The 17434-nt window shown below is 53.2% G+C and carries 7 protein-coding genes; 1 reads left to right on the top strand and 6 read right to left on the bottom strand.

Annotation, left to right across the window (positions count from 1 at the left end):
- Positions 1-133 precede the first annotated feature (133 nt).
- Positions 134-1231 (top strand): GntR family transcriptional regulator, encoded by a 1098-nt coding sequence (locus H5P27_RS18390; RefSeq protein WP_185661886.1) that lies wholly within the window; start codon positions 134-136, stop codon positions 1229-1231.
- Between the two features lie 40 nt (positions 1232-1271).
- Here H5P27_RS18390 and H5P27_RS18395 read toward each other — a convergent pair whose 3' ends face one another.
- Genes H5P27_RS18395 through H5P27_RS18420 form a run of 6 tightly spaced genes read right to left on the bottom strand, consistent with a single transcriptional unit; the run spans position 1272 to position 17432 of the window.
- A complete protein-coding gene (locus H5P27_RS18395) occupies positions 1272-5705 on the bottom strand; it encodes a family 78 glycoside hydrolase catalytic domain (RefSeq protein WP_185661887.1) in 4434 nt (1477 codons plus the stop codon).
- Between the two features lie 32 nt (positions 5706-5737).
- Positions 5738-9751 carry an exo-alpha-sialidase gene (locus H5P27_RS18400; protein ID WP_185661888.1) on the bottom strand — a complete coding sequence of 1338 codons (4014 nt, stop codon included), beginning with the start codon at positions 9749-9751 and terminating at the stop codon, positions 5738-5740.
- A gap of 44 nt (positions 9752-9795) precedes the next feature.
- On the bottom strand, positions 9796-13338 hold the full coding sequence (locus tag H5P27_RS18405) for a glycosyl hydrolase family 95 catalytic domain-containing protein (RefSeq protein WP_185661889.1): 3543 nt from the start codon (positions 13336-13338) through the stop codon (positions 9796-9798).
- Positions 13339-13350: 12 nt separating this feature from the next.
- On the bottom strand, positions 13351-14847 hold the full coding sequence (locus H5P27_RS18410; RefSeq protein ID WP_185661890.1) for a sodium:solute symporter family protein: 1497 nt from the start codon (positions 14845-14847) through the stop codon (positions 13351-13353).
- 33 nt (positions 14848-14880) lie between these two features.
- Complete coding sequence (locus tag H5P27_RS18415) at positions 14881-15807, bottom strand: dihydrodipicolinate synthase family protein (protein ID WP_185661891.1); 927 nt, start codon at positions 15805-15807, stop codon at positions 14881-14883.
- A 41-nt stretch (positions 15808-15848) separates the two neighbouring features.
- Positions 15849-17432, bottom strand: a complete 1584-nt coding sequence (locus H5P27_RS18420) for a glycoside hydrolase family 28 protein (RefSeq protein ID WP_185661892.1) — start codon at positions 17430-17432, stop codon at positions 15849-15851.
- Positions 17433-17434: the final 2 nt, after the last annotated feature.

The raw sequence follows: 17434 nt of genomic DNA on the forward strand, positions 1-17434 counted from the left end.
GAGGGGTTACTTGGAAAACACTCGATCGCTCGGGGCGATGCGATGACAAAACCTTCTCATTCTTCCGACAAAAGTAAATTCAAAAGTAATTTTTTACTTTTCTTATTACTTACATTTGTATAACAAACTTTTCATGAGTTCTTCAAAACTAAGGTACTTGCAGCTTTATGACGAATTATCGTCTTCGATTAAGAAACAGACCTTCTCGCCCGGGGACATGTTACCGACTGAGGCCGAATTGTGTGAAAAGTACAACGTTTCGCGACCCACCGTGGCTAAAGCGCTGAACATGCTCGCAAAGGAAAAGCTGGTACACCGTCGTTCAGGTTTCGGCACCCAAGTCATTGGGCCTGGCCGAACCGGGCTTAAAGCAGGCCTTTTGATTCCCCAGCTACAGGAAATCGAGATCTTCGAACCAATCTGCGCAAGCCTCATAGAGAGCGCCGGCATGGAGGCGATGCGGGTTCTTCGGCCCACTGAACTGAGCACCAACCTCGAGCCTAAAACGATGGCGGAACTGCTGACGGACCGTTTCATTGAGGAGAAAGTCAACGGCGTCTTCTTCACTCCAGTCGAACACATCCCCTGCCAACAAGACTTCAACCTGCAGATCATCAGAAGACTGAGAGAACAGAACATCGAAGTAGTGCTGCTCGATCGCGACGTCTACCCCTGGCCAAGACAGACACCGTGCGACCTGATAGGGATCGACAACATCGAAGCTGGATACGTCATGTGTGGACATCTAATCGGCCTCGGATGCCAAAACCTCGCCTTTGTTTCGGCTCCCAATGTGGCGATGACCGTCGAGCTTCGCCGCTTGGGCTGCCGAGAGGCACTGGTGCATAACGGCCTGAGAGCCCGCGATCTGGTGGATGTAGAAATGCTAGTAGACACCCCCCAAAAGACAGCCCGTAAACTCTTGGATAAAAAGATAGATGGAATCATCTGCGCCAACGACGTCACAGCAGCTCCTCTCCTCAGGGCCCTCATCGATCTGGGAGCAGACATACCATCCGCCATCAAAGTTTGCGGTTTCGACGACGTGAAATACGCCTCCCTTTTGTCAGTCCCCCTCACGAGTTACCACCAGCCCTGCAACGACATTGGAGAAGTAGCCGCCAAAGTAATGCTAAACCGCATCAAAAACCCAGAAAGCCCTAATTGTCGAATTTCACTAAATGGCCGCATCATCGTTCGCGGATCTACCTCAGCCACTTCCGAGGAGTAGCTATGCCAAAATTCCAAACCTCCGGCTACAGATGCAAATGCTAATCGCTAGCAAGCCCGAGGTCTATGCTCCAAAGCCCTGAGGGGAATTCAATGACTGGGGATGAGTCGACAGATTCGAGCCAGCTAACAGACTCTACTTCATCTGCTGGAATACCGTTTAACAAAACTCGTTCAACGTGAGCCTCCGGCAGTTTCACTCTGCCACGCATGTTTGCAGCAAGTGAAACCTCCAGTTCAAAATGCTCGCCATCCTTTTTCCAGCGTGCTTCTACCGGGCCACGCACGCTGTCGAAACGGGCTTCTGCCCAATCGATGCCTTCCACGGGTTGTGGAGCAATGGATACGAGCTTAAATCCGGGTTCTTCCGCGAGAGGAGAGATTCCGACTAGGCTGCTGTAAAACCACTCCATTATGTGACCGAGCATAAAGTGGTTCTGCGAAGAATGCCGCCCCGCATCCCAAGCCTCTGCGAGACTGGTCGCCCCATTGGCGATTTGCATTCCATAACCGGGCCGATCGGTCTGGTGATGCATGTCAAAGATCACATCAGAGCGGCCTGCTTGAGCGAGAGCTAGCAAAAGGTAACGATGTCCCACATCTCCGGCCGACAAAGCGTTCCCACGTGAACATATATCAGAGATAATCGTATCAAGAACGTCATCACGAGCGTCCTCCGGAGCGAGTCCTAGAACCAAAGCCATGGCGTTGCCCGCTTGACTCGTCGCTCCATAGTTTTTCGCCACAGGGTCAAAATGGGCATCATTGAAAGCGGTCTTGATTTGGGAGCCGAGACTCGAGAAACGCTCAGCATCACCGGTCTTCCCTAGCAAACGCGCTATGCGCTCCATGGTCCTTACATCTTCGTAGTATGTCGCGGTCGCGGTCAGCGAGATAGGTGTAAGTTGCGAAAATCCGGGACGTTCAGGACCGAGATCATACCAATCGCCCAGACCGTGATTCAACAAATGGCCCTTCGATTTTCCACCGAGGTATTCAACATAGCGCAGCATCTCCTCGTAGTGTCGCTTAAACTCGCTCAAGTCTCCATTCCACAAATACTGCTGCCAAGCGGCCAAAATCAAAGCGCTCCCCCATTCCGGCGAGTCTCTAAACGCTCCGTCAAACGTTATGAACTCTGGCGAGACATTGGTAACGAGTCCCTCCTCGGTTTGCGAATCAACCATATCACCGAAGCACTTCCGATAGAGTTGCGTGACATCGAACTCGTACCGAAGCGAGGGTCCGTTGAGGTGATATTGCTCCATCCAGCCTAGCCGCTCACGATGAGGGCAATCGGTCAGAACGCTCACCATGTTGCTTCGCTGAGCCCAACGTATGAGCTCCCGCGTCTGGTTGAACAAGTCGCTCGAACTGGCAAAATGCCCTACTGGTTCGGAACTGGAGTGCGTCACCACGCTTTCAATACTGACAACTCGTGGAAGCTCCCCACCCTCTGTCGCCGGTTCAAGCTCGACCTGCACGTATCTCGCTCCGTGATAAAAGAATTGAGGAGCCCAGCTTTCGACCTTTCCTTCGCCGAGTAGCGTGTACTGCCAGTATGCATCCTTGGCCCCATGAGCCGAGGATCCCCGATAAATACTGCCGTCCTCTTTGAGCAACTCACCGGGCAGCAATCTAACCTTCGATCCGGCAGGCCCTTTCACTTCCAATTCAGGCATCATGGAAGCGTTTTGGCCAAAGTCATAGATAAACTTCCCCTCGCCCAGCTGCGAAATCATAACAGGTTCAAACCGCTCATGACCGACCAGAGCTGGAGCGGCGTAAGAGGCCCCCTTTAGCTCTCCAGCTGGAGCAGAAGCAACGGCTGCAGGTGCCCAAGAAGCACCTTCGAAACCTGCCTTGGTCCATCCACGATCTTCGAGTCGAGCGTCGTAGTCCTCCCCTCCATACATATGACTATAGGTAGTTGGTCCAACTTTCGCCTGCCAGGTATCATCAGTCACGAGACGCTGACTAGATCCATCTTTGTAGCGAATCAGCAAACTAACGATAGCCTTGAGCGGACGGAATCTGCCTACGAATTTGGTGTAGCGTTTACCTGGATCGGTAACGCTGTACATGCCTCCTGCCAGATCCAAACCGATGGCATTTGGCCCCGCTTTCAACAATTCAGTCACATCCCTCGTATCATAGAGAACGGTCTCATCCGTATCCGTCCAACCAGGACCTAGGCGATCCTTGCCAACTACTTCGCCATTGATCTGCAAAGCATAGCTTCCCAGACCAGCCACATGCAACATAGCGGATTCCACATCCGAGCTAACCTCAAACTCTTTGCGGAGCTGGGCCGTTTTGGTGCCCATTGGATTGCTACCCGGTACACCCTTTCCGTCGACCACCGCGGATGCGGACCACAACCCTTCTTCCCTAGAATCGCTGGCTGAGATTTTTGCACCGAGAGCTACGTTCTTCCCACTGCTCAGGATCTCAATCTGACTTAAAGCCAAGCAAATTTCGCCATCCAAATCCCGCAAGCGCGGAACTTCCATGCGGAAGTAGCGAGCGTTCTGCGGTGTTTCTAATTCAAAATGATGTTTCGTAAACCACTTGTTCGTGTGCGGCGGGACCGTGTAGTCAACGACTAGATACGGATTCTCAAACCTATAGCTCTCGGATAACTCGACCTTAAACTCGGTCGGGAAACCAAGACGCTCGGCAACAGTGTGCCGCAGCGAGTGCAGAAAGATTTCATCTATCGCATAACTCTGGCCCAAATCGATTTGCAACCACTTGGGCGAGTCAACCGATTCCTCGGAATGCGACCGGTATCCGAGGTGAGGACGATTGGCGACCAGCCAATCAGGATGCGTAATCCACTCCGCTCCCGCCCAATCAGCCGAGGTAAGAGCCCCAGTTGTCAATTTGGCCACAGGGGACCATTCGCTAGCTTTGCCGGTTTGATCCCATATTTTGACCTTCCAGAAATACGTAGAAGAGCCTTCCAAGCGAGGACCGCCAAAAGGAATTCCATACTGCTCATCAGAATTTACCTTTCGGCTATCCCAAACATTACCCAGCTCCTCTGATAGCGAGTTAATATCCGAAGCCACCAAAATTTGATAGGCAGCTTGAGCAACTCCATTAAGCGATGATTCTAGCTTCCACGAGAATTCGGGCTTCTCTGAGTCGATCCCCAAAGGGTCTCGTTGATCATCCACACGCAGATCGTAGACGCTAAGCGAAGCCACCTCTTCGGAAAGCTGTAGACGATCCAAGGATCTTCCCACCGCCTCCGCAGTACGCAAGGTGCCAACTGGAACGGGGTGCTCCTCATTGAAAACACGCAGCTGATCGGGAAATTCGACTTCGATCACGCTATCATCGATTTCGCCCGAATCATTGCGGATAGCATTCAGGTCCAAACCAAACACGTCCGCAAAAAACGGGTACATAGCCTTCCGCTTGTTCGGCCCATAATTATGCCCTTCGTCCGGTAAGTGCACATTGGAGACTTTATCCTCCGCTCCGTACAGGGCATAGATCTTCTGTAAAAAGGGGAATTCCGTCTCCGGCGTATGGACCGACCAATCCCCTCCGTCCGAGATTAGTCGCTGCGGACGCGGAGCAGCCATAGCAGAGATCATTGCATTGCTCACGAAGTGCTCTTCGCTACGGTGAATCGGCCTACCGCTCTCACAAGGGCACCCGCCAAAAAAGTAGGAGGAAACCATGGCAACGGGAGCGGAGGCGGCGATACGGTCGTCGACCACGGTGAGCAGGAAGGCTTGAGTCCCTCCGCCCGAGTATCCAGTCACTCCCAATCGCTCGGAATCGACTTCAGGCAAGGACTCCAAAAAGTCGAGAGCTCGAATAGCGTTCCACAACTGTATCCGCATAGCAACTTCCGTGCGGTGGGCGTCTGGGCCAAGCTGAGTGATGCCGTCGGCGTAGCCAAACATGTCGATGCTGAAAACCACCGCTCCCATCTTTGCCAAGGCTGCACCCCGACGTTGGTTCTGCTCGTGAAAACGGCCGTGTTTCAGCCACTGTTCCTCTCGCTCGATACGACCGGAGTGGCCGTGTGTATTCAGAATTCCCGGAACCTTTCCTTCCGTATTTAGTGGGCGAAACAGATTACCAGTCGCCCAGTAGCCGGGAGTGGTTTCGATGGCTACATTTTCTAGGCTGTAGCCATCGTATTCACGCCGCGAATGCACTATCGCATTGAGAGGCGTCTTCTTGGGCAGCGGCGAAAGTCCGGCTCCCTCCAAAATCTTCCGCTTAACCAGAGCTCGATAGGCCTCCCACTTTTCAACACTATCGAACTCCTCGACTGCCGCCTGCAATACCTCAGCCCCCTTCTCAGCGCTCAAGTAAGACCGCTGGCAAAGCATGGACTCAGTCGCCTCCGGGAAATCTTCTGGCAACCAATCAAGCGAAGCGCGAAGTGATGGAGCGACGGCCGCAATAAGCAGACAGACGAACGTCAAGAAACGTGGGCAGGAGAACATCAGAAGAGAGGGTTTTGAAAGGCGAATTCGAGTTAGAATTTAGAGGGATCTATAACCACGTGCTTAATGATACGCCTATTCCAGGTATAAGTCACATGGACTAGTCCCGCCTCATCTTGAATGATAGCTGGATAAGCGTAGCCTGCACCGCGAGGGACGTTCTCTAGCGTAAGCAAGTGCTCCCAAGTCTTGCCATCGCTAGAAATGGCGAGATCCAGTGGATAACGAACACCCTTGTGCACGCGCTCTGGCGGACCGGAAGTGTGGTTGTAAACCAAAAGATGACGCCCGTCCTGCAAGGTAACTGCATCCGCGCCAGAACCGGTATTGGGTATTTCAGTACCTTCGGTCGGAGTCCAAGTCTCACCATTGTCGTAAGACCAAGTAGAAGACATAACGCCTTGCTTAGTGCGACTCAGAGCCTGCAGAACCTCATCGCCGTGATCGAGAATGCTGGCTTGAATAGAATCGAAGTAGGCTCCCATTTGACCCGGCTCAACGGGTGGAGTCATTTCCCAAGTCTTTCCTTGGTCGGAGGAACGTTCGAAGTGAAGCCTCCAACCATCGTACTTTCCTTCCGTGCTCGAAGGGGAAAGCCAATCACCATTGGCCAACTCGATGGGCTTGTTTTTGATTGGTCCGAGAAATTCGTCTTCGAGGCGAGTCGGCTTGCTCCACGACTTACCGCCATTCTTCGAGGTCATCACCATCCCCCACCATGAGCCGGGATTTGGGCCAACTTTGTAGAAGAGCTGAAGCGGTCCGTTGCTCGGGTTGAAGAGCACTGGATTCCAAGTTGGGTAGCGTTCTCCGTCTTTCTGTTTCCCATCCGCAACCTCTTCTGCGTCCGACCACTCTCCGTCTTTGTAGCGCGCCACCCAAATGGTTACATCGGGATTTCGCTCTTTGGTTCCTCCAAACCAGGTCGCCAACAGCTCACCGTTTCCAAGGTCCACAATCGAGGAAGCATGGCACTCGCGGTAGCTCTTATTTTCATTGATGAAACTCGATTCCAAGACCGCTGGGTGGGGCAAAACCGCTTCGCGATTCTCCTCGATACTCGCATCTTTCGCGACCGGCACGAGACGAACCGATCCACTGTAGACGCTTCCCTCTTCTACTGGGATGTTCCGCTCTTCACGTTCCGCTGGGCCATTTTTCACCCAGGAGCCTGCAATTTTTGAGAGAAGATGGATCGAGCTGCCATTGCCAAAAACTCCGTCCAAACGGAAGGCTGGCATGCCGTCGGCATAGAATCCAGTTCCCTGCCCGAGCGACAAACGGGCCCACTCGATTCCTGTTTTCGGTCCTCGCGACTCCTTGCTGAAGACAGGAGCAAGCCATTGCCCAAATTGAGCAGCCGCAGTTTTGCCGGGAGTTGTATCCAGAATTCCGAGCCCCTGCCAGCCTAGCATCATCGGCTCGTCGGCGAGTTTCAAACTGAGGCCGATTTCAGGAAACCAATCATGGTCCAAAGTCGGTTTCGCGGTGTAGTCGACCGAAAGCACTCCTTGGGCATCGACCGTATAGGCGTACTCAACCTCCACGTAATTCTGCTCGTCGTAGCGGTGCGTCACGGTCGTTTTCAGGACTACTGCATCATCACTTACTTCTGTCGCCCAAGAACTAGCCTTCGCCTTGAGGTCGCTCATGTAGGACTCCCAAGGGTAGCCATCCTTACGCTTATCGAGGCGATTACGTTCTGCAAAGGTAGCAGGTCGCCAAACCGTGAAACTCGAATCCTCCACGACTTTTTCGCCGGAAACCTTAATCGACTCTATGGTACCGCTGGCTTTGGCGAACGTATAGCGTGCCCCGTTTACGGATACCACGAGTTCGCTATCGTCTTCGCTCACCGATAGTTCACCGGCTTCCGCGATTGCTTCTTCAACGATCGAAGATTTTCCGCCCAATCGAACGGAGAACTCCGACATTAAGGAATTGTCCTCACGCTTAATTTTAACCGCTACGTAATAAGCGCCCGAAACACCGAGATCCACCTTTTCAGCCGGGATTAGCAGGTCTTTGGTCGTGTGGGCTGGTGCTTCCAAAGTAGCATCGCCTGTTTGAAGAGTCTCTCCGTCTCGCATCAGCTTCCATTGGAAGTTCAATCCCGACAGATCCTTGAAGTCGTATCCGTTACGAACAGGAATGCGATAGAACGTGTCTCCTGGCACCAGCGTTACGCTGTCCACCAAGGCTTGAGCGGGGGCGTAGACCGCCTTGGCTTCGAAGTAGTCGCGCTGCGGTTTACGATCCGGGTCGACGATGCCGTCTTGGCCGAGGTTGCCGTGCGCATCCAAAATCATTTTTTCTCCGCGACCTACGAAACTGTGAGCCACAAGCTCGCCACCTTTGCGGGTGTATTTACTCTTATCCAGCAACGGATCCAGCACCTCGCGGTCGTCAACTTCGCGCAGCAGCCCTTGGTCAGCCCAAAGCCAAATCATTCCACCCGCTCCGGCTGGATGCTTGGTAAGAGCGTTCCAGCGATCTTCCATTTCTCCAAAATCGTTGGGGCCAATGGCGTGCGTATACTCGGTAGTGATAATAGGACGACGGGCATCGGCCGCGAGCTCATCGTACTCGTCTGCCTTCCAGTAGTGAGGAGCGAGAATATCGACTTCTGGCGGCAAAGTCTCTGACGCACGGAAAGGCATCAGAACCGGACGCGTTTTGTCCAGGCCTTTGATGGCTTTCAAGCCGGTCAGGTGCAGGGCGGAAAACGGATCCTCATTACCAAAATCCCAAACGATCACCGATGGACGGTTCAGGTCGCGCTCCATTGTTTCATGGATACGCAGATACATACCTGCCGCAAAAATGGGATTGCCCATACGGTCCCCTCCAAATCCAAGAGGAATTTCGTCCAGCACATACATCCCGTATTCATCGCACAAGCGCAGGAAGCCTTCCGCGTGGGGATAGTGGGCCATGCGGATGGCGTTGATATTCGCAGCTTTCATCAGCTCTAGGTCTTTGACCCAATGCTCTTCGCGAGTGGCCCGCCCTACGTCGGGCCAAAGGTCGTGGGTGGCAACCCCACGCAACTTGATAGCCTGCCCATTGAGACGAAGAATACCTCCGTCAGTAGATACTTCGCGGAAACCGATGCGATCTTGCCAGCTGTGGTGCAACTCGCCGCCTTTGATCAGATCGATACGCAAATCGTAGAGGTTCGGAGTTTCAGCTGTCCACTGTAGAGGCTTGTCTACATGCATGCTGAAGTGTGCTTCCCGGCCATTGTGAGCCCCAGCAACCGTAGCGGTAAAAGTCTTGCGTTGAACCTCTTCTCCTTCGGTCGTAGACAAAGTGGCAACCAAATCAAAGGGAGGCGACGGCGCGATGTAGTGGTCGCTCTCGTTTCGCTGGACAAATACGCTTAGATTAAGATCCGCATCGATGAACTGATCATCCAAGTCGGTTTCTACCGCGACGCGTTCGATAAACATGTCCTTGGGCTTGTACTCGACTTCTACACTGCGGTAGATGCCGGCGAGTCCCCAGTCGTCGTTGGCGTCGAACTTAAATAGCTCGCCCGCGATCTGCTGACGTACCCGCACTGCCAATACGTTCGTTTCTCCCGCCTTGATCGATCCGCTGATATCGTAGGAAAAGGCGGTAAAACCACTGTCGTGGCGACCGAGATTCTTTCCGTTCAGCCAAACTTCGGCCGAGACCCATACGCCTCCGAAGTTCAGGTAGCTACGCAACTCCTTGGTATTTTCCGGTGCTTCGAATGTCGTGTAGTAAAAGCCCTCTCCAGTTGAACCATCGACCCAACGAGGATCCTCGTATCCGTGCAGATTCCAGTGGGAAGGGACCGGAATCGTATCCCAATCGCTATAGTCGTAACCTTCCTCGAAAAACCAGCGATACTCGTCCGCTGCTTTCTGATCCGGAACCCATTTAAACGACCAGTCGCCATCGAGCGATTGGCTCTCTGGAACTTCCACCGCTTGGGACGCCGAAAGACAGCCCAGCACCGTTAACAATCCCGCCGACCACCGGCGAAGCGAGCTTCCAATTCTTTTCCTAAGTATCATGACAAATTCTTTCTGTTTATTCTGAAGCGGTTAGAGAAATCCGCTCAGTTCAGTGCCTTTTCGAAGGCTTCCATTTCTACTCCAGCCCGAATAAAGGGCCCCACTCCTTTGAGATCGTTGAAGATCACCGGCTCGCTGAGATAATAGTCAAAGGACCCGTCCCGCGAATCGCTCAGTCCTGCTACACGGCAACATTGGGCGAGCTTCAGCAGTTCTCCATCTACATCGAGCAAACGCTCCTTTATGCCAGTCCAGCCTTGTTCAATAGTATCCTCGAAAACGGTACGATCGAGATAGCCCCGGTTCACCGCCTTCGACAATACGTAGACGAACATGCACGAACCGCTGGCTTCCAAATAGTTACCTGTCTTGCCACCAGCATCCGTTACCTGCCACCACAAGCCGGTATCCGCATCCTGGTACTTTTTGACACCCTTGGCCCATCGTCCGAGAATCTCCACTACAGTATCACGTCCCGCATAGTCTTCAGGCAGGTAGTCTAGCACATCGACCAGGGCCATGCCGTACCAACCGATTGAGCGACTCCAGAAATTATCGGACAAGCCGGTTTCCGCATCCGCCCAAGACTGCTGCCGTTTTTCATCCCATGCATGGTAGTGTAGGCCTTTCTCCGCATCGTACGCGTGCTTATCCATTAGGGCAATCTGATTGACCACGTCATCAAAAAGCTCCGGCTCTTCAAAGGTCGCCGCATACTGGGCCAAGAAAGGAGAAGCCATGTAGAGGCCATCTAGCCACATTTGCGACTCGTACTTCTTCTTGTGCCAAAATCCACCTTCTTCGGTGCGGGGATGCTCACGCATCTGCTTGCGGAGCAATTCGATGGGTGCCTTGTAGACCTCGTCTCCAGTTATCTTGTACAGATCGATCGCAGCGCTTCCGGGCTTCACCAGGTCGACATTGTACTTCTCTAGCTCGTAGCGACGAATAGAGCCGTCCTCCAACATGTTGGGACGGATAATGCCTTCCGCGTAGTCCAGCCACTTTTCTTCCCCGCTGGCCCGGTACAGCTCTACGTTGGCCACCGCGAGCATTCCCAGTCCATAGTCCCAGAAAGAGGCCACCTCTTCTCCTGCGGGCAACCAAGTTTGGAAGCGCTCAACCGTGGATCGCATCATCCACTGGGAGAGCTCCAGCGGCGACTGCTCAGCATCGTAGGCGAGCGTGTTTCTCAGGTCCGGACCAAAACTCGCCCTCTCGCCGGCTTTCAAATTCACATCAACCACCCTGTCCCCGTAAACGAGACGTGCCTTACCTCCTTTAACAGAGGAAATTTCAACGGATAACAAACGGCTATCCTGCCAGCTCAAATCGACTTCGAAGCCACCTCGAGCTTTTAGCCCCTTGATGGAACCTGATTTCCATAGGCCGGGCAAAGCGGGCAATAAAACGAGCTCTCTGCGATCGCTCTGCGTGGATACGTATTCATGGCTTTGCAGCAACATCTCGCAAACTGCTGCGGTTGCGGCGAAATTTCCATCGATCTGAAACGGCGGATGGGCGTCGAAGAGATTCGGATACATACCTCCGCCTCCCTTTGATCCGTATCCCGGATCGACGAAGTTAAGCTGTGTCATGATCATCTTGTGAGCGTGGTCTCCGTCACGAAAACGAGCCCAGAGAGCGATCTTCCAACCCAATGACCAACCCGTTCCTCCATCACCTCTAAAGGTCAGGGATTGCTTCGCTGCCTCAAGGAGTTCGGGGGTGCGTTGCGTAATTTCCTTGCCGGGAAAGACGCCCCAAAGGTGCGAAACGTGACGGTGACGGTTATCCGGATCGTCCTCATCTTCGAGCCATTCCTGCAGCTGGCCGTGTTGCCCGATCTGGTTGGGCGCAATACGGTTTCGCTGAGCCGTGAGTTCGCTGGCTAGCTCTGCGTCTACATCTAGAACCTTGGCAGCTTCAATTACCGCGGCATAGAGATTGCGAATGATCTGGTGATCCATTGTCGGCCCCATTACGAGCCCACCATGTTCGGGGGAGTTGGAGGGACCGCTGATCAGCCACTGGCCGTTGTTGTCTTCAACCAGCGTATCCATGAAAAAGAGAGCAGCCTCTTTCATCACTGGGTAAGCGCGATTCTTCAAAAACGCCTCGTCTCCGGTAAACAAATACCGTTCCCACAGATGATTGCAAAGCCAAGCGCCTCCTGCGGGCCAGATCCCATGGTTGGAGTTATTAATAGGTGCCGTAGCTCGCCACAAATCCGTATTGTGGTGCAGCACCCAACCGCGAGCGCCGTAGTGGGTCTGAGCGGTCTTACGGCCGCTCTCGACAAGATCGTCGATCATATCGAACAAAGGCTCAGCCGTCTCGGCGAGATTAGCCACTTCCGTCGGCCAATAATTCATTTCCGCATTGATGTTAACTGTGTATTTGCTGCCCCAAGGGGGACGAATCTGGTCATTCCAGATACCCTGCAGGTTAGCGGGCTGTGAGCCGGCTCGACTGCTGGAGATGAGAAGATAACGGCCGTAGTTGAACAACAGAGACACCAAGCCGGGATCCTGGGTTTTATCTTCTTCCCGCAAACGATCATATGTTGAGAGTTGCGAACGTTCCGAAGTCCCAAGATCGATTTCCATCCGGCTAAAAAGCGCTTCATGATCCGCTTTCTGAGCCGAGCGAATCGAGGCGTAATCCTTGGATTCCGCCTGTTCTAAAATGGCGTTCGTCTTGGCCACCGGATCGCCACTGATGTCCCGATAGTTTTCGAAAGAAGTCGCACCGCTTATTAACAAAGTCGCTGCATCCGCTCCTACAACGAGCAAACGATCTCCCTTTCGCTTCAGCTTGCCGCCTTCGATCCTAACTTCGACCTGTGTAGCAAAGCGAATCCCCTCCCCTTCGTAAAGATCGCCCAAGTATTGGGCTTGTTCTTCGCTGAGCCTTTCCAAGGAAATGTCCTCGACCTGGCCGGTAAGCAAGATGCGACCCTGTTTCCCCAAAACCTTAACCTCGTGCAGAGCATGTTCCGTAGTAAGGCGTATTGAGAAATCAAGGGCGCCTTTTTGGCTGGATACAATTCGTTGGCCGATGACCTGATCCGGGTAGCTGGATATCGTTTCGCGAGCGAATTCGACTCCGCCGACTTCATAACCAACTCGTGAAATCGCAGTATCAAGGTCGAGTTCCCTACGATAGTTAGTGGCGGATTCGTGACCCTTGAATTCCATCAGCAGATCCGACATGGGCTGGTACCATTTTTGACGAAGCGGGATACTCATAAACGTATCCATGGCCAGCGCTTCCGCTGCGTCCTGATCGCCTGCCCTTAGCAGTCTCCGGATCTCGGGGAGATGATCCACTGCTCCTTCGTGCTGGTACTCGTGCGGTTGGCCGGTCCAGAGCGTATCTTCATTGAGCTGCAGATGTTCGAGCTCCTTGCCGCCGAAGACCATTGCTCCCAGACTCCCATTGCCAACCGGCAGGGCTTCTGTCCAATGCTCCGCGGGTTCATTGTACCAAAGCGTAGTCTCCTCAGCACTCTGCCCAATCAGCCCGAGGGACAAGGCCATAACCGAGAAGCTTAGCCAGCGAGTTATTCCGAATCTTTTTATCATTATAAAATTGTATCAGTTAGCGTTAGGCTTTTTCCCGAGCAGCAGTGAAACGAGACCACCCACGATCAAGATGGTCGCGGTTCCAAAAACGATGATCAGGTAATTGTGGAAGGGACTTTGCAGCCCGTTTGGCAAGAACTCGGCCTTGCTTGAGAAAGTCATCCAAACGATGAGCAAAACTCCGGCTGTTACGCCGGTAATGGCGGCCGCGTTCTTGGCCCGGTGCGAAATCATGCCGAGGAGAAACAGCCCCAGCGTTCCGCCTCCAAAAATTCCCGCTAGGCTCCACCATGCATCCAAGGCGCTCTTCACTTCAGTCATCGCCAAGGCGATCACTGTACCCAATATCCCCCATACAACCGTCGTCCCGTGCAGGAAACGCATTCCGGTCCGATCATCGGCGGAGCGATTCACGAAGCGCTTGTAATAGTCGTTGAGGATAATGGTCGACGAAGAGTTGAGGCTAGTCGAAACCGTGCTCATAGCCGCTGCAAATACCGCTGCGATCAACAAGCCAGTCAGCCCCGCCGGCAAAGCCGACACGATGAACCAGGGAAAAACTTTATCTGCATTAGCCGGATCCTGGTAGGCAGTCGGCAGCAAGTCCGGAAACGCCTGGTAGTAAGCGAAAAGGCTGGTTCCCAAGAAAAAGAAGATAGCCGATACCGGAAGGTAAGTAGCCCCGCCGACCCAGAGACTTTTGCGAGCTTCCTTGTCGGAGCTGGAAGCCACGTAGCGTTGCACGTAGTTTTGGTCGATTCCGAAATTCTGCAGGTTGATTACGAGACCATACACAAGTACAACCCAGAAGGTGCTCTCCCCTAATTCGAGACCGTAGCTACCGAGGCTGAACTTGTCATTCTCCGCCGCTACGGGAAACAATTCCCCAAATCCGCCTGGCAAGCTGAAGACCATGATCGCTCCGCAAACAAGCGCTCCAAGAATCAGAATAATAGTCTGGATCGCATCCGTCCAAATGACCGCGACTAATCCGCCAAGAAAGGTGTAAGCTGTCACGGATACACCGGTCGCAATGATAATCAGGCGAATATCCCAGCCGAGCAACACGTTCAAGGGAAGTGCCATCAAGTACATAACCGTTCCCATACGAGCAAGCTGCGTCAGCAGGTAGCAAGCGCTCGTATAGCTCCGAGCCCAGACGCCGAAGCGTTCTTCCAAGTGCTCGTAAGCGGAAACGGAACTGCTATTTCGATAAAAAGGAAGAAACCAGCGAATCGCCACCAAGGTCGCCAGTGGCAGAGAAAGACTGAATACGAACGAGTTCCAATCGGTGGCGAACGCCTTTCCTGGCAGAGCGAGAAAGCTGATGCTGCTGACGTAAGTCCCGAGAATCGACAATCCAGTCAACCAACCGGGCAGACTACGGTTCGCCGCTGTAAACCCTTCCACGCTGGAACTCTTGGTCCGGAAGCCGTAGCCCACTCCAAGGATTGCCACGAAATAAGCTCCGAGGATTATTAGGTCTAAGGTGGTGAAATGAGACTGCATGGGGTTTGGGATATTCGGGAGGGAGCGACTAAGCTAGGATACCGCCTCCGATGCGGCTGATTCTAGGTTCCAGGAATCGAAGAGCTCGCGTAGTTCCTGCGTCACGACAGCGAATTCATCACGAAACGTCTGCGAAACATTGGTCCGTGAGCAACCTGGCTCAAGTCCGCGAGCCGCCATGCCCATCCCCACATTGACGGGAAAGGTCAAACGGTCGATCTTAGCTCCGATCTCTCTCATTCTCTGAGCGAGAAGCTCAACATCGCAAACTTCGCCTTTCCGGCAATGTGCATGGATCGCCAACATGTATTCAGGAATGAAATTCACCAAACCACCTATTGCCGCTTTAACTCCAAGCCCAAACGCCTCTGGTAGACGAGTATCCGCTCCGCTGTAAACGCTAAACCCCTTGGCTTCGCCGATAGCCACCAACTCCTTGTGGTACTCGAACTCCTTCCCACTTTGCTTGATGCCAAACATGGGAGCGGAATCCGCAAAGGCTGCTACCGTTTCAGGAGCGATCCGATTGCCCGTTAACTCAGGGAAATTATAGAGCATTACCGGCAGGTCCGCCGCTGCCGCAACGCGCTGAAAAAAGCTCAACTGCTCCTGCGGCCCGACTGGATAGAAACTTGGCGGCATAACCGCGACTCCTGGCAACCCGATCGTCTTGGCATGTTTGCCCAGTACTTCCACCGTGCGAGGGTTGATATCGCTGATGTTCGCGATGACAGGTAATCCGTTAGCCAATCTCAAAACGGTATCCAAGGTCTCCTTACGCTCGTCTAGCGTCATGAGCGGAAACTCGCCCGTGCTGCCTAGAGCCAACACGCCATGAACTCCTTTGGCTTGCAGCCATTGCAAATGGGCCGCCAATGCGTCCTCCAGAAGCCGACCATTTGGGTCGACAGGCAAACAAAGAGCGGCCAGCACTCCTTCTTTTGGCAATTCAGTTTTCATTTTAGAATCGAATAGTTGTACGGGAGAAGTCTTACCTCCCGCTATTTGAAAAGGACCTCTCCCTCACTGACTTCCTCGCCAACGCTCAATGGAGTCGCCGCATTCGAAATTTCACTACCTGTTACCGCGATGTTTGAGGTTTCTGCTCCATTAACCTCGAGAAAAGTCTCGTTTGCCGCGACCGCATGGCTGTTGGTCAACCACAGGTCCTCGACATCGCGAACGGAAACCACCGGCTCTTGAGATTCTTGGCGGCTCCCGACATTATTGAGAACAACGCCTTTGGAGTTTGTAATTGAAAACTGAGCACCTGTCCGAGCGTTAATCCGCACGTTATTGAACTCTACATCTTCCGCGAGATCGCAGTTTAGACCGATTTCCCCCGAAGCTACGATATCGGAAAAGCGAAGACCTTCGACCTTTTGCTCCGGCAATCCAGCGATGTTGATTGCTTTGGCAGCGTTCACGATAGTGACGTTACTGATAGCCACGTTACGCATGGTAGGAGTACGTTCACTGAAATCCTCCTCGGGCAAATCCACGTAGTTGCTAGAAATCTGAATAGATTCCAAAGCGGAGTTTTCGATCACCCAATTGTCGAAGCGTAGGTTCTCGACTACTGCTCCGCGTCCACGAGCTGTCTTGAGCCGAATTCCGCGATCCGTGCCGTAGCACACGATATTGGACGCAGTGATGTTACGAATACCGCCTGACATCTCGCTACCAATCACGACACCTCCATTTCCTTGATACATAACGCAGTTCGTGATGGTCACAAACTCGGTAGGACGACCAATCGCTCGTCCTTGAGCGTCACGGCCAGACTTGATAACGATGCAGTCGTCGTAGGTATCGAAAAAACAGTCCGAGATGCGGACGTTTCGGCAAGAGTCCAAATCGATTCCATCGCCATTCGGTCCGTGGGAAGAGAACTTCACGCCGCGGATCTGCAAGTCTTCGCAGTAGATCGGATGCAGCATCCACATAGGCGAATCGAGCAAACTGATTCCTTCAAACAGGACCTTCTTGCACTCGATGCTCTGGATCAGCGAAGGGCGAAGGTAATGCATCGCGACCTCGAAGTCTTCTTCAACAGGCTCGTACCCTTCTTCTTGGATACGCTTCAGAAGGGCCTTCCAAGCGAGTTTTCCTGGCATAGCAATATGCTCACGAGCAGGGTCTTCCGTCGTGCGCCACCACCAGTTAACGCCGGCCCCGTTGAGTAGTCCACCGCCCACTACGGCGATATTCTCCTTCTGGTAAGCGTAGATGAGAGGGCTGTAAGTATAGACTTCGGTACCTTCCCAACGGGTCTTGACGACCGGCGAATCTTCGGGGTCTCCGCTATAGAGGAGTTCCGCTCCATTGTCGACGTGGAGCGTTAGGTTGCTTTCCATGTGGATCGAACCGGTCAGGTAAGTGCCGGCAGGGAAATAGACGGTACCGCCTCCCTGCTCCGTGCAGGCGGCGATCGCTGCGTTTATTGCGTCGGTGTCTTTGATCACGCCATCGCCAGCTGCTCCGTAGTCCCGCACGTCGTGCCAGCTTGAGTTTTGGGCCAAGGCCACGGTTGCGAAAAATGCGAACGCACTAAGCGTTAGGGCTCTGAATAGATTGAGAGTCATAA

The sequence above is a fragment of the Pelagicoccus albus genome (assembly GCF_014230145.1).
Classification (GTDB): domain Bacteria; phylum Verrucomicrobiota; class Verrucomicrobiia; order Opitutales; family Opitutaceae; genus Pelagicoccus; species Pelagicoccus albus.

Coding starts and splice junctions, on each gene's coding strand:
- H5P27_RS18390 (WP_185661886.1), top strand. CDS start 134: ATGAGTTCTTCAAAACTAAGGTACTTGCAGCTTTATGACGAATTATCG.
- H5P27_RS18395 (WP_185661887.1), bottom strand. CDS start 5,705: ATGTTCTCCTGCCCACGTTTCTTGACGTTCGTCTGTCTGCTTATTGCG.
- H5P27_RS18400 (WP_185661888.1), bottom strand. CDS start 9,751: ATGATACTTAGGAAAAGAATTGGAAGCTCGCTTCGCCGGTGGTCGGCG.
- H5P27_RS18405 (WP_185661889.1), bottom strand. CDS start 13,338: ATGATAAAAAGATTCGGAATAACTCGCTGGCTAAGCTTCTCGGTTATG.
- H5P27_RS18410 (WP_185661890.1), bottom strand. CDS start 14,847: ATGCAGTCTCATTTCACCACCTTAGACCTAATAATCCTCGGAGCTTAT.
- H5P27_RS18415 (WP_185661891.1), bottom strand. CDS start 15,807: ATGAAAACTGAATTGCCAAAAGAAGGAGTGCTGGCCGCTCTTTGTTTG.
- H5P27_RS18420 (WP_185661892.1), bottom strand. CDS start 17,432: ATGACTCTCAATCTATTCAGAGCCCTAACGCTTAGTGCGTTCGCATTT.